The organism is Microbispora sp. NPDC004025, from assembly GCF_053604425.1.
Map to the genome: position 1 here is coordinate 17,634 of NZ_JBSGHN010000019.1, position 20,831 is coordinate 38,464.

A 20,831-nucleotide genomic window follows, 5' to 3' on the forward strand; every position below is an offset into this window, starting at 1 on the left:
CACGGCCTCACCGCTCCCGATGTTTGGGGCAGGCGGTCCGGGTACGAGGCACGACAGTGACCCTAATCGGGAGGTGAGGTCATGAGTATCCAGCGCGGCAGCGACAAACACGGCCGCCGGCTCGACGAGGAGCAGAAGCACGAGACGCAAGGCCTCGTGCAGGGCGCCGGACGCACCCGGGTCGAGGAGTGGCGCGAGCCCGAGCCGACGCAGCAGCCCGAGGAGGACATGTCGCCGCCTCGCCGGCACCCGCCCGGCCGCGAGCCCGGGACGCCGCTCGGCATCACCCCCGCCGACGTGGAGCGCCGCAGCCATCTCGCCACCTGGCTCAGCGACGCCGGCTTCCCCGCCGACCCGGCCAAGCTGCTCGCCCACGCCGAGCACAAGAACGCTCCCGACGCCGTGATCGACGCCGTACGGCGGCTACCCGAGATGACGTTCCACAACATCGCGGAGGTGGCGGAGGCACTCGGACTCGGAGTGGAACGTCAGCGCTGGTAGGGAGGGCCCGTGAGACTGGACTTCATCCGCGGGCTGTACGAGCGGAGCGGCCCGTACGCCTCGGTATACGTGGACACCGACCGGTCGTCCGAAGGCGCGGCCAACGTGGTCCAGCGCCGGTGGGCCCAGCTCAGGGACCGGCTCGCCGAGGAGGGAGCCCCGGCCTCGGCCCTCGAGCCCATCGGCGAGCTGATGCTCGATCCGGTGTGGGCCGCGCCGGGGCGCGCGGTCTTCGCCAGGGAGGGCGAGGTCGTGCTCACCGAGGCGCTCGCCCACCGTCCGCGCCGGCAGACCGCGCGGTGGTCGCCGCTCCCCCACGTGGTGCCGTGGCTCGCGCAGCGCGGCGAGCACGTGCCGCACATCGAGGTGCTGGCCGACCGCGCCGGCGGCGAGGTGGTCGTCGTGGCCGACGGGCGGCGGCGGGAGCTGACCGTGGAGGTGGCGGAGGGGCCGCTCCAGAAGACCGGGGCGGGCGGCTGGTCGCAGGGCAACTTCGAGCGGGAGGTCGAGGAGACCTGGCGCCGCAACGCCGTCGCCGTCGCCGAGGTCGTCGAGAAGGAGGCGCACGGCATCGGCGCGGAGGTCGTGGTGCTGGCCGGTGATCCCAAGGCCCGCTCGCTCGTGACCGACTACCTCGCCAAGGACGTCGTACGGCGGCTGACGGTGGCCGAGCACGGCAGCCGGGCCCCGGGCGCCGACCTGGACCACTTCCGGCGGGAGGTCGAGAGCGCCTGCCGGGCCTGGACCGACCGGCGCTACGAGGAGCTGCTGAACACGTACGCGGCGGGCAACGCCGTGGCGGGACTCACGGAGACGGCACGGGCGCTGCGCGACCGGCGGGTGGGCGCGGTGCTGATGCACGACGACCCGTCGTCCACGGCCACGATGTGGATCGGGCCCGAGCCCACGCAGCTGTCCACCGATCCCACGGAGCTGACCGCCTGGGGGGTCGAGCGGCCCGTACGGGAGCGCGCGGACGCCGCCCTCGCGCGGGCGGTGGCCGCGACCGACGCCGAGCTGTGGTTCGTCCCGCGCATCGAGTCGCCGGACGGCATCGGGGCGCTGCTGCGCTTCTGATCCGGGATTCTGATCCGGGCTTCTGGTCCGGGCGAATCTCAGGTCACGATCAGCACTTCGAGCGTGCGGGGGCCGTGGACGCCCTCGACCCGGTTCAGCTCGATGTCGCTGGTCGCCGAGGGACCGCTGATCCAGGTCTGGGGCCGCGCGGGGTCGAGCCGGGCGACGGCGTCCGGCACCGCCGCGACGATCTGCGCGGCGCGCACCACGCACAGGTGATAATCGGGCACCAGCGTGAGCGCCCGCCGGCCCTGGCCCGGCCCGGTGTCGAGGACGATCGTGCCGGTCTCGGCGATCGCGACCGCGCAGGTCGTGAGCACACCGTCCACCGCGTCGAGGTCGGCGGCGCTCAGCGGCGGGTCGTCGGCGACCGCTTCCACACCTTCGGCGGGCGACCACCGTGGGGGGAACCCGCCGGGCACGACGACCCGGCGCGCCCCGCGCCCGGCGAGGGACCGCGCGACGCGCCCGGCCGCGCCCGCCTCGTCCACCACGTGGACCAGGGCGCGGTAGTCGCGGATCCGCTCCTCGAACAGGCGGATCTCGCCCGGGGCCGGGGACGGCCCGCGGTAGGCGCGGGTGATCCCGGCGTCGGGCACGCCCTCCAGCGCGCGGCGGACCCGGGCGAGGATCAGGTCGCGGGAGCTCATCGGCGTCCTCCGTCCGTACGGTCCCACCATTCGCGGAACGACTCGCGGGGCACCTCCGGGAGGTCCCTGGTGTCGGTCCAGCCGCCGAGCGGCCCCGGCAGTCTGCGGGGCACGAGCCGGCGCAGCCGTCCCCCCGCCCGCTGCAGACGCGCCAGCCGTCCCGAACGCTCGAACACCCATCCGGCCGCCGCCATCCCGGCGCGCTCCGGCCAGGGGTGGCGGGCCCGGGAACGCAGGTCCACCAGTACGGACGGGATGTCGATGGCCACCGGGCAGACCTCGTAACAGGCTCCGCACAGCGAGGAGGCGTAGGGCAGCGAGCGGTCCAGCTCCGAGCCCATGCCGCGCAGCTGCGGCGTCAGGATGGCCCCGATCGGCCCGGGATAGACCGAGCCGTACGCGTGGCCGCCGGTCCGTTCGTACACGGGGCAGACGTTGAGGCAGGCCGAGCAGCGGATGCAGCGCAGCGCCTGCCGTCCCACCTCGTCGGCGAGGACGCGGGTGCGGCCGTTGTCGAGCAGCACGAGGTGGAACTCCTGGCCCTCGGCGGCGCCTGTCCACGTCGAGGTGTAGGGGTTCATCCGCTCCCCGGTGGAGCTGCGCGGCAGGAGCTGGAGGAAGACCTCCAGGTCGCGCCAGGCCGGCAGCACCTTCTCGATGCCGACCACGCTGATCAGCGTGCGCGGCAGCGTGAGGCACATGCGGCCGTTGCCCTCGGACTCCAGCACGACCAGGGTGCCGGTCTCGGCGATCGCGAAGTTGGCCCCGGAGATCGCCACCTTCGTCCTCAGGAAGCGCTCGCGCAGGTGGAGCCGGGCCGCCTCGGCCAGCGCGGCGGGGTCGTCGGTCAGGTCCTCCGGGGCGGGGCGGCCCCAGCCGGACATGTGCTCGGCGAAGATCTCCCGGATCTCCGCGCGGTTGCGGTGGATCGCCGGGACGAGGATGTGCGAGGGCCGGTCGTCGCCCAGCTGCACGATCAGCTCGGCGAGGTCGGTCTCGTAGGCGGTGATGCCCCGCTCCAGCAGCGCCTCGTTGAGGCCGATCTCCTGGGTGGCCATCGACTTGACCTTGACGACCTCCGTCTCGCCCGTGGCCTTCACCAGGTCGGCGACGATCCGGTTGGCCTCCGCCGCGTCGGCGGCCCAGTGCACCTGGCCTCCGGCCGCCGTGACGGCCTCCTCCAGCTGGATCAGGTATCGGTCGAGGTTGCGGAGCGTGTGCTCCTTGATCGCCCGGCCGGCCTCGCGCAGCTCGGCCCAGTCGGGCGCCTCCGCCACGACGCTCGCCCGCCTGGCCCTGATGGTCCTGGTCGCCTTGCGCAGGTTGAACCGCAGCTGCGAGTCCCGTACGGCTCTCGCGGCGTTGCGGGGGAAGGGGCGGTCCGCCGGCATGCCGAGGAAGGTGACGCTCATCGGACCCCCGCCGTCTCGGTCGCGCAGAGGATCTCGGCCAGGTGCATCACGCGTACGCCCGCCTTCTGCCGGCCGAGCATGCCGCCGATGTGCATCAGGCAGGAGTTGTCGGCCGCGCACAGCACCTCGGCGCCGGTGTCGAGGACGGCGCGCACCTTGTCGGCGCACATCGCCGCCGACACGTCGGCGTTCTTGAGCGCGAAGGTGCCGCCGAAGCCGCAGCACTCCTCGGCGCCCGCCAGTGGCACCAGTTCCAGCCCCTTGACCTGGCGTAACAGCGTCAGCGGGCGGTCGCCCAGGTGGATGCCGCGCAGCGAGTGGCACGTCGGGTGGTAGGTGACCCGGTGCGGGAAGTACGCCCCCACGTCGGTCACCCCCAGCACGTCGACCAGGAACTCGGTCAGCTCGTAGGTCCTGGGCACGACCCGCGCCGCCGCGTCGGCGAAAGGACCGGACGACCCGGCCAGCTTCGGGTACTGCTCGCGGATCATGGCGGCGCACGAGCCCGAGGGGACGACGACGGCGTCGTAGCCGCGCAGCGCCGCCACACTGCGCCGGGCCAGCCGTACGGCCTCGTCCCGGTAGCCGGTGTTGGCGTGCATCTGCCCGCAGCAGGTCTGGGCGCGGGGGAAGTCGGCCTCCACGCCGAGACGGCGCAGCAGGCGCACGACCGCCCGTCCGGTGTCCGGGAAGAGCGTGTCGTTGACGCAGGTGACGAACAGGGCTACCCGCACATGCCCTCCCGGCGTGTATGGTCAGACCAAATATGGTCAGACCATACATCCTGGTTCGCCCCCGGCGACACCCGAGTGAGGAGCCGCGGTGACCACCGGAGAACGCCGGCGTACGGACGCCCGCCCGCGCGCCTTCGAGGAGGTGCTGGCCCGGATCGAGGAGCGCATCGCGGCCGACGGCCTGACCGTCGGCGACCGGCTGCCGGGCGAACGCCAGCTCGCCGAGCAGCTCGGCGTCGGGCGGTCGTCGGTCCGCGAGGCGCTGCGCGTGCTGGAGACCCTCGGCGTGGTCACGCCGCAGGCGGGCCGGGGCCCGGACGCCGGGGCGGTGCTCACCTCCCGCCCGGGAAGCGCGCTCACCGACCTCCTCCGGCTGCATCTCGGCCTCGCCACGCTCTCGATGCGCGAGGTGATCGACACCCGGCTGATGATCGAGCAGTGGGCCGCGGCCCGGGCGGCGGCGGTTCCGGCGGGAACCGCGACGGCGCGGATGGCGGAGGCGATCGCGGCCATGGACGCGGCCCGCGACCCCGCCGAGTTCGTCGAGCACGACATCGCGTTCCACCTGGCCCTCGCCGAGGCGTCGGGCAACCGGCTGATCGTGGCGGTCATGCGGGCGCTGCGCGACGCCGTGCGCCGCTACGCCGTGGACGCCGTCGTACGGCTCGGCGACACCGGCGGGCTTCAGGACGACCACCGGCGCATCCACCGGGCGATCGAGGACGGCGACGCCGCCGCGGCGGCGGCCGCGGTCGCCGGGCACCTCGCCCGCGCCTATCCGGAGTCTGGCCCGGATTCATAGAACGTGTTCTAATCACGCGTGTGGCCGATGATCTGAGACTCGGGCTGAACCTCGGGTACTGGCAGCGGAGCGCCGACGACGCGACCGAGGTGGTGCTGGCCGCCGAGCGCCTCGGCTACGAGTCGGTGTGGACCGCCGAGGCGTACGGCAGCGACGCGTTCACCCCCCTGGCCTGGTACGGCGCCAGGACCAGCCGGATCAAGCTCGGCACCAGCGTGGCCCAGCTGTCCGCCCGTCCCCCGGTGACCACGGCGATGACCGCGATGACGCTCGACCACCTCACCGGCGGGCGGCTGCTGCTCGGCGTCGGCGCCTCGGGCCCGCAGGTCGTGGAGGGCTGGTACGGCCGGCCGTTCGCCGCGCCGCTCGCCCGCACCCGCGAGTACGTCGAGATCATGCGGAAGGTGTGGCGGCGGGAGGAGCCGGTGACCAGCCCCGGCCCGCACTATCCGCTGCCGCTGCCCGGCGGCCTCGGCAAGCCGCTCAAGCTGATCACCCATCCGCTCCGCCCCGACATCCCGGTCTACCTGGGGGCCGAGGGCCCGAAGAACGTCGCGCTCGCGGCCGAGATCGGGCAGGGCTGGCTGCCGCTGTTCGCCTTCCCCGAGAAGATCGAGGCGATGTACGGCGACGCGCTGGCCGGCGCGAAACCGGGGTTCGACATCGCCGCCATGGTCATGGTGGTCGTGACCGGCGACCTGCGGGCCGCGCTCGACGGCGTGAAGATGATGCTGACCCTCTACATCGGCGGCATGGGGGCGAAGACCCGCAACTTCCACGCCGACATCATCGGCAGGATGGGCTACGCCGAGCAGGCCGGCCGCATCCAGGAGCTGTACCTGGCCGGCCGGCGTGACGAGGCGTTCGCCGCCATCCCCGACGAGCTGGCCGACGGCATCGCGCTCCTCGGCCCGCTCGGCCGCATCCGGGAGCGGCTGGAGCTGTGGCGCCGCAGCCCGGTCACCACGCTGCTCGTCATGGGCCCCCGCGACGAGCCCACACTCAGAGCCGTACGGGATCTGGTTCTCGGCTGAGCGCCGCCCGGTCGGCGGCAGCGGCGGCGAAGGCCCGGACCAGCGGGTGCGGCTGCCGTTCGGCCAGCTCGGGCTGGAACAGCGTGACCAGATAGAAGGGGTGACCGGGCAGCTCGGCCACCCGCGCCTCGCCCTCGTCGTCGTGCCCGGTGAAGCGCAGGCCGTGGGCCTCCAGGGTCTCCAGGTAGGCGGGGTCGGGGCCGTAGGAGCAGAAGTAGCGCTCCACGGTGCGGTCCGCGCCGACGACGCGCTCGGCGAGCGAGCCGGGGGTGAGCCGCACGGCCGCCTCGTGTCCGGCGAGGGAGCAGGACAGCTGCCTGATCAGCGGGTTCGGGGCATCGGGGTCGTTTTCGGCATGGCTGACGGTCAGCCCGCATACGTGACGGGCGTACTCCAGCAGCGCGTGCTGGAAGCCGGCACAGGTGCCGAGCAGCGGGATCGCGTGCTCGCGCGCGGTCCGGGCGGCCGTGATCGCCCCCTGCTCGCTGCGGTACGGGCTGCCGGGCAGGATCCAGACGCCGTCGAACCCGCCGAGGCCGGCGACCTCGTCGGTCCTGATCCAGTAGGCGTCGAGGTCCAGCCCCTCGCGCTCGCGCAGCGCGCCGAGGATGAGTGGGATGCGGGTGTGGGAGCGGACGGTGGGCGACCGGTCGCCGACCAGCGCGATGCGGGGTCTCATGGCGTCCATGCTGGCGACGTGCGAACTTAATGACAAATGATGATTCATAGGGTTCCCATAAGAGATGCTGATGCCCATGGATCCTCATCTGCTGCGCACGTTCGTGACCGTGGTCGCCGAAGGGTCGTTCTCGGCGGCGGCCGACCGGCTCGGCTACACCCAGCCCGCGGTGTCCCAGCAGATCGCCGCGCTGGAGGCCGACCTCGGGGTGCCGCTGCTCGGCCGCCGCCCCGTACGGCCGACCCGGGCGGGCGAACGCCTGCTGGAGCACGCCGGGCCGCTGCTGCTGCGGCTGCGGGCCGCGCGGGCGGACGTGGCACGGCTGTCCGCCGAACCGCGGACGCTGACCGTCGCCGCCGGCCCGCTCACCCTCACGGCGGGCACGGCGGCGGCGCTGGCCGGGGTGACGACGGTGCGCGTCGCGGGCGCGGCGGCGGCCGTGGCGCTGGTGGCCTCGGGCGAGGCCGATCTCGCGCTCGTCGACGGCCCGGCGGCGCCCTCCGACCCGCTGACTCTTCCCGAGGCGGGGCCGCTCACCACCGTAGGCGTGCGGGAGGAGAAGCTCGTCGTCGTGCTGCCGGAGGGGCATCCGCTGGCGGGCCGCGCCGGTGTGCGGCTGGACGACCTGGCGGACGCCGTCTGGGTCGACGCCGCGGAGGTGATGCCGCTCGACCGGCTGCGCGCCGTGGCGGGGCTCGACGGGCTGCGACCCGGCATCCGCTACGAGGGCCACGACCCGGCGGTCGCGGCGCGCCTGGCCGCGGCCGGGCACGGCCTGACTCTGCTGCCCGCGTCCGCCGCGCCGTGCGGGGTGCGGGTGCCGCTGGTCGCGCCGCGGATCGTGCACCGGGTCGAGCTGGTGCACGCGGCCCTGCCGCCCGGCCCCGCCGCCGGGGTCGTCCGCGCGCTCACCTCGTGAGCGACAGATCGCCCACGGCGTCCGCGTAGTAGACCGATTCGCCGAGGTGGAAGGCGATCTGGCGGAGCGTCCAGCCCTCGCCGGGCGAGTGGTCGAGCTGGTCCGGGGTCAGCGCCTCCAGGCGGGCCGTCCAGATCCTGGCGAGGCGGGTGAGCCTGCTGCGGGCCTCGTCGAGGTCCTGCCCGGTGAACGGGGCGAGGTCGGCCGCGGTAGTGATCATCGACGCGTGCCAATGGTCGGGCAGGGGCACGCGACCGGCCAGCCGGTCCTCGACCTCCGCCAGGTGGTCCACGAGGTGGTCGGCCACCCGGCGGATCGCCTTGTGCGGGGTGTAGATCCGGTCGCCCGAGGGCACCGGACGGCCGTCCCAGGCGGTCCAGGTCTCCGCCAGGCGGAGAACGTGGTCGATCATCCCGGTCACGACCAGCGCGGGCACGCGGTCGTCGGTCAGCGGGGCGTCCGTCATGTGCGGCCTCCAGGGGTGTGAACGGGTCTGCGCGCAGGCTAGGGCCAGGCTGTTTCGACGCCCGCCGAAACGTCCCGGCGGCACGCCGCGAAGGTCGGGTGAGGCCCTTTTCCACGGGCGTACGAAGATCGGATTAGCGGCGGCGCGGACGGGATAAGAGTGAGGCAGGTCACACACCCGGCGCGGGGGGAGAACACATGCGGTCCACGTCGTCAGCGGTGAGCCGGGCGGCGGCCGGCGTGTACGCGGCCCTCGCCGCCCAGGTCGTCTCGGTGGCCGCGCTGGCCGTGTTCGAGGAGTCCCGGGGCAACCGGCTGGCCTCGCAGATCGCGGCCTTCGGCGGAGATCCCGCCTCTCCGGCCGCACGGGCCGTCAGCGGCGCGGCGACGACGTTCGCCGTGCTGGTCCTCGCGCTCCTCACCGCCACCGTGACCGCCGCGCTCGCCTATTTGTCCTGGCTGCGGCAGGTGCGCCCGGCCACGCCGCCCGTCGCGCTCGCGGCGGCGTGCCTCGTGCCCGGGGTGAACCTGGTGGTCCCGCTGTTCCTGACGGACCTCGCCTGGCGTGAGGCCCCCGCGAAACCCCGCGGCCGCCCGGCGGGCCGTACGCGGCGGGCGAACGGCTCGGGGACCGCGGGCGGCGCCGCCGGGCCCGCGGAGCGCACCCGATGGCTGGTGCTCCTCGCCTGCTGGGGGGTGAGCTGGCTTGCGGCGCTCGGGCTGGTGTTCGCCGGCCCGGCGCGGGAGGGGCTGACCGGCCTCGGCACGCCGCAGGCCGCCGCGGCCGCCGTCGCGGCGCTCCTGTGCGCCTCGGCCGTCCGCGAGGTCACCGCCCGGCACACGGGTGCGGGGCACGGGCGCCCGGCGCGGCCCGCGATCCGGCCGCAGGTCCACCTCAGCTCCGCCGGCACCCCTGCCCACGACCATGCTCTCGACCAGGCACTCGACCAGGCCGAACGGCCGTCCGGCAGGCCCGTCGCGGCGGCGCCGGCCGCTCGTGCGGCACGGGCCGGGCGCGCGGACGGCGGGGAGGATCACCGGCCGGGCGACGGCCCCGAGCTGCCGGAGCTGGCGTGCCAGAGCCGCCGCTGGGGCTCCCCCGAGTGGCCGAGGAACCGCCCCTCCCGCACGGCCGGCGGAGCGCCGTTGTCGGAGTAGGGCGACACCCGGAAGCCGTTGCCGTACTCGATGGGCCGTCCGCCCACCCCGGCGCCGGGCGCGGGCACCTCGTTGATCACGGCGCGTACGGCGTCGAGCCCTTCGGTGCGCCACACCCGGTCGAGGTCGGCGAGGTTCCAGCAGTTCACGGCGCGCAGCGAGACCGCCCGGCCTCCGGTGCGCCGCACCACCCCCCTGGCCGCCAGCAGCCACGACCCGAACACGGTCGCGGCCGTGTGCGCCTGCACCGACTCGAAGAACGTCAGGTCGATCGGGCCGGTGGAGTCGTCGACGGTAGTGAAGATCACCCGCTGCCCCGACCGCACGGCGGGCGTCTGGGTGGCGACCTTGACCCCCGCGACCAGGACCTCCGCGCCGTTGCGCTGCCGGAGCAGATCCCTGGCCCGCGTCACGCCGAGCGCGTCGAGCAGGTCGCGGTAGAAGTCCATGACATGGCGGCTCACGTCCATGCCGAGGATCTCCAGCTCGGCCTCGACGGCCTCGGCCTCGGTCATCTCCGGCAGCTCTCCGGGCGTGACATGTTCGGTGAACCCCATCGGGAGCTGTCCCTCCGCGCCCCCGGGAGAGCCGCGGTCGAGCGCGCGGACCTGGGCGACCAGGTCGCGCCTGGTCAGCCGTCCGGGCCGCCAGCGCGGCTCCCCCGGCCGCAGGCCGTGCAGCGCGTCGAACCCGCCGACCTCCACGATCCGCTCGGCGACCGGACGCGAGGGCCGGGCCCGCTCCCAGAAGTCGGCCAGCGAGGTGTACGGCCGGCCGGCGACCATGCGGTCCACCTCGGCCTCGCTCACCCCCCGGACGGCCGAGAACGGCACCCGCAGGCCGTACCCGCGGCCGTACCCGCCGGGGCTCTCCTCCGCCGGTCCCGTACGCTCCACCAGCCAGGTCTTCCCCGAACGGTTGACGTCGAGGGGCAGGACGTCCACCCCGCACTGGCGGGCCTCGTCGAGGATGACCCGGCTGGGGTACATGCCGGGGTCATGGGTGAGCACACCCGCGAGGAACGCGGCGGTGTGGTGCCGCTTCAGCCAGGCCGACTGATAGGTGGGCAGCGCGAACGCCGCCGCGTGGGCCTTGCAGAACCCGAACCCGCCGAACGCGTCGAGCACCTTCCACGCCCGTTCGACGACGTCGGGCGCGTAGCCGTTCTCCCTGGCGAGCGGCACGAACCAGGCGCGTACGGCGGCACGGCCCTCCGGCGTCCCGAGGGCGCGGCGGGCCCGGTCGGCCTCCGACAGCCCCGACCCGGTCATGACGTCGATGACCTTCATGACCTGCTCGTGGAAGACGACCACCCCGTTGGTCTCCGTGAGCGCCTCGCGCAGCGACTCGTGCGGGTAGCGCGGCTCGCGGAAGCCGTGCCTGGTCTCCAGGTAGGGCGTGACCATGTCGGAGTTGACCGGTCCCGGGCGGAACAGCGAGATGTCCACGATCAGGTCGTGCATCGTCCGCGGCTCCAGCTTGGCGACCAGCTCGCGCTGTCCCGGCGACTCGATCTGGAAGCAGCCGATCGTGCGGCTGAGGCGGATCATGTCGTAGGTTTCGGTGTCGTCGCGTGGCACGGCGTCCAGGTCGATCTTCCGGTTCTCGACCCGTTCGACCTCCTGCAGGGCGTAGGCGAGCGCCGACTGCATGCGCACCCCGAGCACGTCGAGCTTGAGCAGGCCCGCCTCCTCGACGTCGTCCTTGTCGAACTGCGACATCGGGAACTCCAGCAGGCTGCGCTCGACCGGCGTGCGGTCGCGCAGCGTGGAGTTGCCGATCAGCACGCCGCAGGGGTGCAGCGCGATGTGCCGGGGCAGCCCGTCGAGCCGCTCGGCCAGGCGGAACACGGTCTCCAGCGACCGGTCGTTCAGCCCGCTGTCGCGCAGCTCCGGCAGGTCGGACAGCGCGGCCCTGATCTGCCTGGCCCGCACCTGCGGGAACGCCTTGGCGATGACGTCGATCTCGTGCGGCGGCAGGCCCATCGCGGCGCCGACGTCCCTGATCGCGCTGCGGGCGCGGTAGGTCTCCATCATCGACACGCAGGCCACCCGGTCCTCGCCGTACCGGCCGAGGATCGCGCGGTAGCAGTCGAGGCGGCGGGCCGACTCCACGTCGATGTCGATGTCGGGCAGGCCCTTGCGGCCCTCCGACAGGAAGCGCTCCATCAGCAGGCCGTGTTCGAGCGGGTTCACCTCGCCGATGCCGATCAGGTAGTTGACCAGGCTGCCCGCCCCCGAGCCGCGGATCGCGCACCGCACGCCCATCGCCCGGATCATGTCCGTAATGCCGGCGACGGAGGTGAAGTAGCCCGACAGCCGCTTCTTCTCGATCACGCCTAGCTCGGCGGCGAGCCGGTCGCGGGCCTCGGCCGAACGCTCCAGCCCCCGCCGGGCCAGCCCCTCCTCGCAGCGGTTCCGCAGCAGGGGCACCGGGTCCTCGCCGACCTCCGGCAGGTGGAGCCGGGGCCGCTCGGGTTCGAGCAGCGGCACGATCTCTACGGGGTCGAGCACGCACCGGTCGGCCACGCGGCGCGTCTCGGCGAGTAGCCGCCCGGCCCGGCCGGGATCGCCGCCGCAGATCCGCGCGGCCACCCGCGTCATCTCGGCGCCGTCCTTCAGGTACGCGTGGGCCGTGGGGTCGTCCAGATGCCGCCCGTCGAGGGGCACCAGCTTGCGCGCCGCGTCGAGCACGTTGCCGACCTGGTGGTCGGCGGCGTCCAGGTAGCGGACCGCGTTGGTCAGCACGACCGGCACGCCCATCGAGTCGGCCAGCCCGATCATGCGCGCGGCGGTGTTCGCGTCGCGGTAGCCGTACAGGTCGGACACCTCGACGACCAGGTCGGGGACGACCGCGCGCCAGGCGGCCAGCAGGGCGCGGGCCTGGTCGTCGCGCCGTTCGGCCACCGCGCGGCCGACCCCGGAGCGGGGCCCGAGCAGCACGGTCAGCCGCGGCTCCCCGTCCGGGCCGGTCGCGTGCTCGGCCACCATCCCCGGCGTGACGTGCGGCTCGCCGCGTTCCCCCGCGTGGTGGGCGGCGGTGACCAGGTGGCACAGCGCGGCCCAGCCGTGCGAGCGCGCGAGCACGACGACCCGCGCGGGCTCGGCCGCCGGCCTCCTCCGCGCCGTACGGCGGCCGGACGGCGGAAGACCGCCGCCGAACAGGTCGTCCGGCGTGGAGTCCGGACCGAGGGCCAGATCCACGCCGGCGACCGGGCGGACACCCCGCTCGTGGCACGCGATGACGTGCTTGATCGCGCCGTAGAGGCCGTCGCGGTCGGTCAGCGCCAGCGTGTCCATGCCGTGCTCGGCGGCCCGCCGGACGAGGGCGGCGGGGAACGCGGTGCCGTACCGCAGCGAGAAGGCGGACGCCACGTGCAGGTGGGCGAAGGCGTGCGTCACCGGCGCGCCCCCGTCCGTCCCCCGGTCCGTCCTCCAGCGGCCCGTCCCCCGGTCGTCGTGGGTGGCTGGAGCGTTCCCATCAGTCCCAGGCCCTCAGCAGGAGCCATCCGCCGCTGGCGGTGTCGAAGCGCAGTTCATAGGTCCCGACCTCCTTGCCGGCCGCGGCCCCCAGTCGCCAGAAGCGCCGCTCGCCGGGATCGGCGTCCGAGGTCTTCCACCATTCCCTGGCGACCACCCAGTGGTCCTGGATCTCGCGGACGGTGTAGAGCCGGTCACGCCAGACGAACTGAGCAGGGTGCCCGTCCCGGACCCACACCTCGATCGGATCGCCGTAAAGTCTGCTCAAGACTCCTTCTCCCTGTGGCTTTCTGGCCACCCGGGGGAAGACGGGCGGATGATTCGGGCAGAATCGCCGCTACTTCGAACATACGTTCCCAGGAGGGTGAACGCAAGTCGGCGGGCCGCGTGTTCAGTCGGCGAGCCAGACGCCGCTGCCCTGGTAGGGCGGCTCCTCGCGCTCGGTGTCGTCGGCCGCCACCGCCCAGACGCGGGCCGCCCCCGGCTGCCTCACGACGGCCGCCACCCGGGTGTGCCCGAGCGGCCCGGCCGGAAACGTCCCGTACGTCCATTTGCCGCCCGACAGGTGACCGACCGCCGTGTTCCACTCGGTTTTGGAGTAGAACAGCCAGAACCCGCCCCGGCCGTCGGCCTCCAGCCGCACGTGCGGGTCGAGCCCGGGCTCGGACGGCAGGCTGTGACTCCACCGCCCGTTCTCCCGCCGCAGCAGCAGCGTGCGGCCGCAGTAGGTCACGTCTTCCTCCTGGACGCCGCAGACCCACGCGATCCAGCCGACGGCCGCCACCCGGCCCGACTCGTCCACGGCGAGGTCGACGAGCTCGGAGAGCTGGTTCCGGTGCAGCACCGGGACCGCGGGCAGCGGGACCATGCTCCAGGACCAGCCGTTCCACCGGGCGACGGCGGCCCGGCCGCGGCTGGAACCGGCGGCCCAGACCTCGCCGCCGGGCAGGCCGCCGACGTCCTTGGCGACCAGCGGCGGCCGCGCCTTGCGCCAGGCGGCGCCGTCCCAGTGCCGCAGATCCGACCAGGAGCTCCAGGCGCCCTCTGCTCCCCCGGCCCCGTCCAGGAAGTTCGCCTTCACGATCGCCCAGACGTCGCCGGGGCCCGCCGCGTGCACCCGTTTCAGGTCGGCGCCCAGGCCGGGCGCCGCGGTCCATCTCCGCCCGTTCCAGCGCGCGGCGTTCTCCCCGCCGAACAGCCACACGTCGCGGTCGGACGACGCGGCCATGGCTCTCGGCTCGGGCACCATCGGCGGGGCCGCGACCTCCTGCCACCGCCCGCCGTCCCCGCGCAGCAGCAGCGGCGTCCCCGTCTCAGGCCCGCAGGCGCGGGGCACCCGGGTGCCTGCCGCCCACACGGTCCCCTCGCGGGTCACGGCCAGGCCCCTGAGCCGGTCGCGGTAGTCGTAGTACGCCGCGCGCCACGCTCCGGCCCGCCCGTCCTCCCCGCCCGGCTCCGGCGTCGGCGACCCGGTCAGGCAGGAGGGCGACGGGCGCTCCCGCACGGCGGGCTCGCCGCTCACGGCGTCGGACTCGTTCCAGGTCTCGAGATCGCGGGGCGTGGGCGACGCGCATGCCGCCGGCAGGATCACCGCGGCCAGCGCCGCCGTCACTCCGAGAATCCGCGTCCGCATATCCGTAGGACGCGGCGGCCGGTCATCCGGTTCTGCCGAAACCGCAAGCCGGATCGGCGGGCCCGGATCGGCGGGCCCAGCCCGGCGAGCCCAGCCCGGCGGGCTCAGCCGGTGTGTTCCGCGTAGGCGGCCAGCAGCTGGGCCTGCGCGGCGTCGAAGTACGCGAGCAGCTCCCGCTCGGCCCGCTCGTGGTCACCCTCTGCCAGCAGCGCGGCGATGCGCGCGTTGTCTTCCAGGTAGGGCTCGTGGAAGGTCCTGAGCTCGCCCATGACGTGGAAGGCCAGCCGCAGCTCGGCGAGCAGGCGCGCCATGCTCTCGTCCACGCGCGGGCTGGACAGCAGCGCGGCGATGGCCCGGTGGAATCGCATGTTGGCGGTGCCGACGGCTACCCAGTCGCCGGCCTCCGCGGCGGTCCGGCCCTCCTCGACATGGCGCCCCACCTCCCGTACGGCTTCGGGCGGGGCCGCGGCGGCGGCGCGCACGCCCGCCGTCTCCAGGATGCGCCGCATCGCGTAGATGTCCGCCACGTCGGCCGCCGCGAGCTTGCGCACGAAGACGCCGCGGTGCAGCTCGTGCACGAGCAGGTTCTCGTGCGACAGCAGTCTGAACGCCTCCCGGAGGGTGTTGCGGGAGACGCCGAGCAGGTTGCCGATCGTCTCCTCCGACAGGCGGGTGCCCGGCGGCAGGGAACCGTCGATCACGTTCTCCCGCAGGACGTCGGCGACCAGTTCGGCGGCGCTGGCCCGATCGAGCAGCGGCCGAGCCGCGCTCAACCGTGCCGCCCAGTCAGCCATGGCCGTCATTCCGTGATCCCTTCTTGGTCGCCAGATCACCTCAGCTTAGGCCGGACACGCCGGTCCGGCCGCGCGAGAGGCCGGGGCGCGGGCTCGGGCAGGACGAGTGTAACGCGGAAGCAACCACAAAAGTATTGCCGGATCGTTGAACAATCCTCTAACTTCGGCGCAGAGGCGAGCGAAGGAGTCTCCATGGACACACCCCCCACCACCCAGGCGGCCTCACCCGCGGAAGCCACGGGCGGAGGACGGCGCGCGGCCCTGCTCGGCGCGATGTTCCTCATGGCCACCAGCGCCATCGGCCCCGGCTTCATCACTCAGACGACGACGTTCACCGCGCGCCTCGGGGCGGCGTTCGCGTTCGCGATCATCGCGTCGATCCTCGTCGACATCGCCGTCCAGCTGAACGTCTGGCGCGTGATCGCGGTCTCCGGGATGCGCGCCCAGACACTGGGCAACCGGGTGCTGCCCGGCTCCGGCTACGTCCTGGCCGGCCTGGTGGCCTTCGGCGGCCTGGTGTTCAACATCGGCAACGTCGGCGGCGCGGCGCTCGGTCTCAACGCCCTCGCGGGGATCGACGTCAAGATCGGCGGCGCGCTGTCCGCCCTGATCGCCGTCGGCGTCTTCCTCAGCAGGAGAGCCGGTGTGGCCGTCGACCGGATCGTCGTCGTCCTCGGGATCGTGATGGTGGCGCTGACGCTGTACGTGGCGATCGTCTCCCACCCGCCGGTGGGCGAGGCCCTGCGGCAGACCGTCCTGCCGGACGCGGTCGACTTCCTCGCCGTCACGACGCTGATCGGCGGCACGGTCGGGGGGTACATCACCTACGCGGGGGCGCACCGGCTCATCGACGCGGGCCTGACCGGCCCCCAGAACGCCCGGCGCATCGCCCGCGGCTCGGTCACCGGCATCCTCGTCACCGGGCTCATGCGGGTGATCCTCTTCCTCGCCGCGCTCGGCGTGGTCGCCGGGGGCTTCCGGCTTGCCCCGGACGCGGCGAACCCGGCCGCCGACATCTTCCGGAGCGCGGCGGGCGAGCTGGGCCTGCGGCTGTTCGGGGTCGTCCTGTGGGCCGCGGCCATCACCTCGGTCATCGGCGCGTCGTACACGTCGGTCTCGTTCCTCGCCAGCTTCTCGCCGCGCACGGATCGCCACCGCTCGTGGATCACGGTGGCCTTCATCGTGGTCTCGACCGCGGTCTTTCTGCTCCTCGGCAAGGCTCCGGCCAACCTCCTGATCCTCGCCGGAGCACTCAACGGCCTCATCCTGCCCGTCGGCCTGGCGGTGATCCTCTGGGTCGCCGCGCGCCGCCGCGATCTCCTGGGCGGGTACCGCTACCCGGCCTGGCTCCTCGCCGTAGGCGTGCTGGCCTGGGCGCTTACCATCTACCTCGGCTGGAACTCTCTCAGCGGCATCAGCGCACTCTGGAGCTGACGTGTCCTACCGAACCACGCGCATCGACCTCAACTCGGACCTGGGCGAGGGCTTCGGCCAGTGGAAGCTCGGCGACGACGAGGCGCTGCTGTCGATCGTCACGAGCGCCAACGTCGCCTGCGGATTCCACGCGGGCGATCCGGTGATCATGCGGCGCACCTGCGAGACCGCGGCCGCGCGCGGCGTGGTGATCGGCGCCCAGGTCGGCTACCGCGACCTGGCGGGCTTCGGGCGGCGCTTCATCGACGTGCCGCCCGTCGAGCTCGCCGACGACGTCATCTACCAGATCGGGGCGCTGGACGCCTTCGCCCGGGTGGCGGGCGCCAAGGTCAGGTACGTCAAGCCGCACGGCGCGCTCTACAACGCGATCGTGCACCACGAGGCGCAGGCCGCCGCGGTGGTCGCGGCCGTGCGGGCCTACGACCCCGGCCTGCCCGTGCTCGGTCTCCCCGGCTCGGCGTGGCTGCGCCAGGCCGGCCGGGCCGGCCTCACCACGGTCGCCGAATGCTTCGCCGACCGCGCCTACACCCCCGAGGGCACGCTGGTGCCGCGCGGTGTGCCCGGCGCCGTCCTGCACGACCCCGCCCGGGTCGCCGAGCGCAGCGTGCGCATGGCCAGGGGAGAGCCGATCGAGGCGATCGACGGGACGCCGCTCACCGTCACGGCCGACTCGATCTGCGTGCACGGTGACAGCCCCGGCGCCGTCGCCATGGCCATGGAGGTCCGCGACGCGCTCAAGGCGCACGGCATCGGCCTGGCGCCGTTCGCCGGGGAGAGCCCGTGAACGCACGGCTGCACCGCTGCGGCGAGCACGCGGTCCTGGTCGAGCTCGACCGGCTCGAGGAGGTCGTCGCCCTCTACGACGCCCTCGCGGCCGACACCCCGCCGGGAGTCGTCGACATCGTCCCCGCGGCGCGGACCGTGCTCGTCCGGTTCGAGCCGCCGGCGCGCCACGCCGCGGTGGAGGCCGCCGTCATGGCCGTACGGCCGGCGGGAGGCCGCCGTACGACGGCAGAGGAGGTGGTGATCCCGGTCGTGTACGACGGCGACGACCTCGGCGACGTGGCCGCGCTGACCGGGCTCACCGAACGCGAGGTCGTGGCGGCGCACACCGGGACACCCTGGACCGTCGCCTTCTGCGGGTTCGCCCCCGGCTTCGGCTACCTGATCGGCGGCGACCCCCGGCTGGCCGTGCCGCGGCGGCCGGAGTCGCGCGTACGCGTGCCCGCCGGGGCCGTGGGGCTCGCCGGGGAGTTCAGCGGGGTCTACCCGCGCGAGTCGCCGGGCGGCTGGCAGCTCATCGGGCGCACCGAGACCGTGGTGTGGGACATCGCGGCCGACCCGCCCGCCCTGCTGCGCCCGGGGGTCCGGGTGCGGTTCACGGAGTCGCCGCGAGCGGGGGCATCGTGACGGGTGCGGCTGTAAGCGGGGCGGCCGTGAGCGGGTCCCGGCGGGCGCTGCTGGTGCTGGCTCCCGGCCCGCTCACCACCGTGCAGGACCTCGGGCGGCGCGGGCACGGCCATCTCGGCGTCGGGCGTTCCGGCGCCGCGGACCGCGGCGCGCTGCGGCTGGCCAACCGCCTGCTGGCCAATCCCGAGGACGCGGCCTGCCTGGAGATCACGCTGGGCGGGCTGGAGGTGCGCGCCACCGGCGATCTGCTCGTGACGCTCGCCGGCGCGCCCTGTCCCGCCACCGTCACCGACGCCGGAGGACGCACGCGCGGCATCGGGCACGCGTCGGTCGAGCGCCTGCCGGACGGCGCCACGCTCCGGCTCGGCGTGCCGTCCCGCGGGCTGCGGACCTACCTCGCGGTCCGCGGCGGGATCGACGTCCCGGAGGTGCTGGGGTCGCGGGCCACCGACCTGCTCTCGGGGGTCGGCCCGGAACGTCCCGTCCCCGGATCGGTCCTGCCCGTCGGGCCCGCGCCGGCGGGGTTTCCCGTGGCCGATCTCGCCCCGGTGCCCGAGCCCGAGTCCGGCGTGCTCACGCTGGACGTGATCCCGGGGCCGCGCCACGACTGGTTCGAGCCCGGGGCGCTCGCGGCCCTGTGCGCCGAGCCGTACGAGGTCACCGCGCAGAGCGACCGGGTCGGCATGCGGCTGCGCGGGCCTCGCCTGGAACGCGCGCGCGCAGGAGAGCTGCCGAGCGAGGGCATGGTCCCCGGCGCGTTGCAGGTGCCGCCGTCCGGCCAGCCGACGCTCTTCCTCGCCGACCACCCCGTGACCGGCGGATATCCCGTCATAGCCGTGGTGCGCGACGCCGACGTCGACCGGGCGGCGCAGGCGCGCCCCGGGCAGCGCATCCGTTTCCGCGTGACCGGCGACCACCGGCCTGCCGGCCCGAGGAGGTCCTGACGGAACGCGACCCCGCGCGTTTGCTCCCCGCGAGGCGCGGGAGCTGTTCCGGGGAGGACTGGTCACGCCCGCCTGCGGCTGGGCGGGCGGACCTGTGCGGCGGTGACCGCGCTCAGCCGCTCCACCACCGATCGGGGTCCAGCCTGGCGGGTACGAAGAAGTAGCCCCCACCCGTTGTGAGCGTGTACCGGCTCATGGCCTCACCCGCCAGGCGTCCCTGGACGGCCTCGAAGCCACGCGCCAGGTCCGCCTGGTAGCACACGAACAACAGGCCCTCGTCCAAAGTGCCGGAGCCGTCCCTGCCACGGCTGTAGGAGAAGCTGCGGCGGAGCATGCGAGGTGGTTCGACTCCGGGCAGCCGCGGGTTGGCGCGGCGAACGTGGGAGTCCAACGGCGTGATCGACCCGTCCGCGTCCCCGGCGAACGCTGCGTCGTCGAACGGGGCGAGCCCGTCCAGGCGCGTCCCGTCACGGTGCCGTCCGATCGTCTTTTCCTGCACCTCCACGGGGTCGGCGTCCCACAGCGTCTGAGCCAGCCGGACGAGCCGGACCACCTGGTAAGTGCCGGCGCGCGCCCAGTGCGGCTCTCCCGCCGCCTCAGGCACCTCGATCAAATCCCGCAATGCGCCCTGGCTTCCACGGAGATCCGGATTTCCGTAGCCTTCCGTGAATCCGAAGAGATTACGAGTGAGCGCCCGGCCGCTCTCCTCCCGGTTCTCGTTCCTGAAGCCGTGCACCGACCATCGGACCTGGTGGCCGGGAATCGTGTCCAGCAGGTCCCTGGTCGCGCTCTGCGCCTCTCGCGCGGTCGCGGCGCAGATCTGGACCAGCACGTCTCCATGGGTGAAGCCGGGATCGAGCAGGTCCCCCGGGAACGAGGGCATCCGGCTCAACTGCCGGGGACGTCCGACGGGCATGCCCTTGTCGAACAACGACGCCCCGAGCCCGATCGTGATTTCGGCGGACGCGGGCGACGTCCGCGTCGCCGCTCCGAGTTCGCGGAAGAACGGCTCGGCCTCGTTGACCTCGAGAGCGGTGAACACCGCGTACGAGGGTGGCGGTGACATGAGAACGGCGGGCTGAGAAGACCGCGGACTGTGCCCTCCGCTACCCGCGGTGAGCAGAGCACCGCCCACCACCGTTCCCGCCGTCGCCAGTGCCCTCCGGCGAGAGATCGGCCGGCTCGGAATTCCGGTCGGCAACAAGTGGCGCTCCCGGCCCGGCTCGCCGCGCCGAGCACCAAAATCTACTGACGGATCGCCCATGACCACGGTTTCCCAGCCATGCATCTCCTGAAAGGATAAGTTTCCGGATCAACTCTTGACCGAACTTGCGTCTTATAACAGGATACGTCCTGTTGATATTGATCTTCGAGATAGTTCAACAACCTGTCAAGGGGCCACGGACCGACCGGGATCGAGAATTCCGGGCTGGACGGGGCGTGCACACAGGGGCACTTCTGGCGGCCATGGCGGCTCCGCTCAACGCGAAAACGAGTTCGCCGTCGATTGCCGAAGGCGCCATTTTCGAACCCGATTCAGGGCGATCGCCGGTTCCGCCGATCCCGGAGAGTTCGGCAGGCCGAAATCACCCACGACATCGGGTGGAAGCGATTTCCACGTGCGGATGAATTCCTGGCCGAGTCGCCACGCGAGACCTCCTGCGTCGCCGTCGGCCTTACAGGGGCGGAGTCGGGCCGATGCGCGT

Annotated in this window: 19 protein-coding genes; 9 read left to right on the plus strand and 10 right to left on the minus strand. The window is 73.6% G+C overall.

Going from position 1 to position 20,831, the window contains the following annotated elements; all coding sequences use genetic code 11:
* Positions 1–81 precede the first annotated feature (81 nt).
* Entirely contained in the window at positions 82–501 is a 420-nt protein-coding gene (locus ACWEQG_RS34320; protein ID WP_076435018.1) for a DUF2795 domain-containing protein, read from the plus strand.
* 9 nt (positions 502–510) lie between these two features.
* A complete protein-coding gene (locus ACWEQG_RS34325) occupies positions 511–1,578 on the plus strand; it encodes a baeRF2 domain-containing protein (protein ID WP_452291204.1) in 1,068 nt (355 codons plus the stop codon).
* Positions 1,579–1,616: 38 nt separating this feature from the next.
* Here the strand turns inward: ACWEQG_RS34325 and ACWEQG_RS34330 are convergent, their stop codons facing one another.
* From ACWEQG_RS34330 to ACWEQG_RS34340, 3 genes are read right to left on the minus strand one after another with little or no spacing between them, the layout of a single operon-like run.
* The gene (locus ACWEQG_RS34330) at positions 1,617–2,228 is read right to left on the minus strand and encodes a LutC/YkgG family protein (RefSeq protein ID WP_452291206.1); all 612 of its coding nucleotides are present in this window, start codon (positions 2,226–2,228) and stop codon (positions 1,617–1,619) included.
* On the minus strand, positions 2,225–3,640 hold the full coding sequence (locus ACWEQG_RS34335; protein ID WP_452291208.1) for a lactate utilization protein B: 1,416 nt from the start codon (positions 3,638–3,640) through the stop codon (positions 2,225–2,227). The genes ACWEQG_RS34330 and ACWEQG_RS34335 overlap by 4 nt, the downstream gene beginning before the upstream one ends.
* On the minus strand, positions 3,637–4,374 hold the full coding sequence (locus ACWEQG_RS34340) for a (Fe-S)-binding protein (protein ID WP_452291209.1): 738 nt from the start codon (positions 4,372–4,374) through the stop codon (positions 3,637–3,639). The genes ACWEQG_RS34335 and ACWEQG_RS34340 overlap by 4 nt, the downstream gene beginning before the upstream one ends.
* 88 nt (positions 4,375–4,462) lie before the next feature.
* Between ACWEQG_RS34340 and ACWEQG_RS34345 the strand changes: the two genes are divergently transcribed.
* A complete protein-coding gene (locus ACWEQG_RS34345; protein WP_452291211.1) occupies positions 4,463–5,176 on the plus strand; it encodes a FadR/GntR family transcriptional regulator in 714 nt (237 codons plus the stop codon).
* Positions 5,177–5,196: 20 nt separating this feature from the next.
* Positions 5,197–6,210, plus strand: coding sequence for an LLM class F420-dependent oxidoreductase (locus ACWEQG_RS34350; protein ID WP_452291213.1), 1,014 nt, complete (start codon positions 5,197–5,199; stop codon positions 6,208–6,210).
* Here ACWEQG_RS34350 and ACWEQG_RS34355 read toward each other — a convergent pair.
* On the minus strand, positions 6,179–6,889 hold the full coding sequence (locus ACWEQG_RS34355; protein WP_452291215.1) for a CTP synthase C-terminal region-related (seleno)protein: 711 nt from the start codon (positions 6,887–6,889) through the stop codon (positions 6,179–6,181). The genes ACWEQG_RS34350 and ACWEQG_RS34355 overlap by 32 nt on opposite strands.
* 76 nt (positions 6,890–6,965) lie before the next feature.
* Here ACWEQG_RS34355 and ACWEQG_RS34360 point away from each other — a divergent pair, with 76 nt between their 5' ends.
* Complete coding sequence (locus ACWEQG_RS34360; RefSeq protein WP_452291217.1) at positions 6,966–7,808, plus strand: LysR family transcriptional regulator; 843 nt, start codon at positions 6,966–6,968, stop codon at positions 7,806–7,808.
* Here the strand turns inward: ACWEQG_RS34360 and ACWEQG_RS34365 are convergent.
* From ACWEQG_RS34365 to ACWEQG_RS34385, 5 genes are all read right to left on the minus strand, one after another.
* On the minus strand, positions 7,798–8,274 hold the full coding sequence (locus tag ACWEQG_RS34365) for a hypothetical protein (RefSeq protein ID WP_452291219.1): 477 nt from the start codon (positions 8,272–8,274) through the stop codon (positions 7,798–7,800). The two genes, ACWEQG_RS34360 and ACWEQG_RS34365, sit on opposite strands and share 11 nt — an antisense overlap.
* Before the next feature lie 1,033 nt (positions 8,275–9,307).
* Positions 9,308–12,832, minus strand: a complete 3,525-nt coding sequence (locus ACWEQG_RS34370; RefSeq protein WP_452291221.1) for a DNA polymerase III subunit alpha — start codon at positions 12,830–12,832, stop codon at positions 9,308–9,310.
* A 79-nt stretch (positions 12,833–12,911) separates the two neighbouring features.
* The gene (locus ACWEQG_RS34375; protein WP_079314666.1) at positions 12,912–13,178 is read right to left on the minus strand and encodes a DUF6504 family protein; all 267 of its coding nucleotides are present in this window, start codon (positions 13,176–13,178) and stop codon (positions 12,912–12,914) included.
* A 123-nt stretch (positions 13,179–13,301) separates the two neighbouring features.
* Positions 13,302–14,543: a hypothetical protein gene (locus tag ACWEQG_RS34380; RefSeq protein WP_452291223.1), complete on the minus strand. Its 1,242-nt coding sequence runs from the start codon at positions 14,541–14,543 to the stop codon at positions 13,302–13,304.
* A gap of 104 nt (positions 14,544–14,647) precedes the next feature.
* A complete protein-coding gene (locus tag ACWEQG_RS34385; RefSeq protein ID WP_452291225.1) occupies positions 14,648–15,346 on the minus strand; it encodes a GntR family transcriptional regulator in 699 nt (232 codons plus the stop codon).
* A gap of 183 nt (positions 15,347–15,529) precedes the next feature.
* Between ACWEQG_RS34385 and ACWEQG_RS34390 the strand changes: the two genes are divergently transcribed.
* From ACWEQG_RS34390 to ACWEQG_RS34405, 4 genes are read left to right on the plus strand one after another with little or no spacing between them, the layout of a single operon-like run.
* A complete protein-coding gene (locus ACWEQG_RS34390) occupies positions 15,530–16,771 on the plus strand; it encodes an NRAMP family divalent metal transporter (protein WP_452291227.1) in 1,242 nt (413 codons plus the stop codon).
* Between the two features lies 1 nt (position 16,772).
* On the plus strand, positions 16,773–17,555 hold the full coding sequence (locus ACWEQG_RS34395) for a LamB/YcsF family protein (RefSeq protein WP_452291229.1): 783 nt from the start codon (positions 16,773–16,775) through the stop codon (positions 17,553–17,555).
* Positions 17,552–18,181 (plus strand): 5-oxoprolinase subunit B family protein, encoded by a 630-nt coding sequence (locus ACWEQG_RS34400; protein ID WP_452291231.1) that lies wholly within the window; start codon positions 17,552–17,554, stop codon positions 18,179–18,181. Before ACWEQG_RS34395 ends, ACWEQG_RS34400 begins: the two co-directional genes overlap by 4 nt.
* A 26-nt stretch (positions 18,182–18,207) precedes the next feature.
* Positions 18,208–19,125 carry a 5-oxoprolinase subunit C family protein gene (locus ACWEQG_RS34405; RefSeq protein ID WP_452291232.1) on the plus strand — a complete coding sequence of 306 codons (918 nt, stop codon included), beginning with the start codon at positions 18,208–18,210 and terminating at the stop codon, positions 19,123–19,125.
* Positions 19,126–19,237: 112 nt separating this feature from the next.
* Here ACWEQG_RS34405 and ACWEQG_RS34410 read toward each other — a convergent pair whose 3' ends face one another.
* Positions 19,238–20,167, minus strand: coding sequence for a Dyp-type peroxidase (locus ACWEQG_RS34410; protein WP_452291234.1), 930 nt, complete (start codon positions 20,165–20,167; stop codon positions 19,238–19,240).
* Positions 20,168–20,831 lie beyond the last annotated feature (664 nt).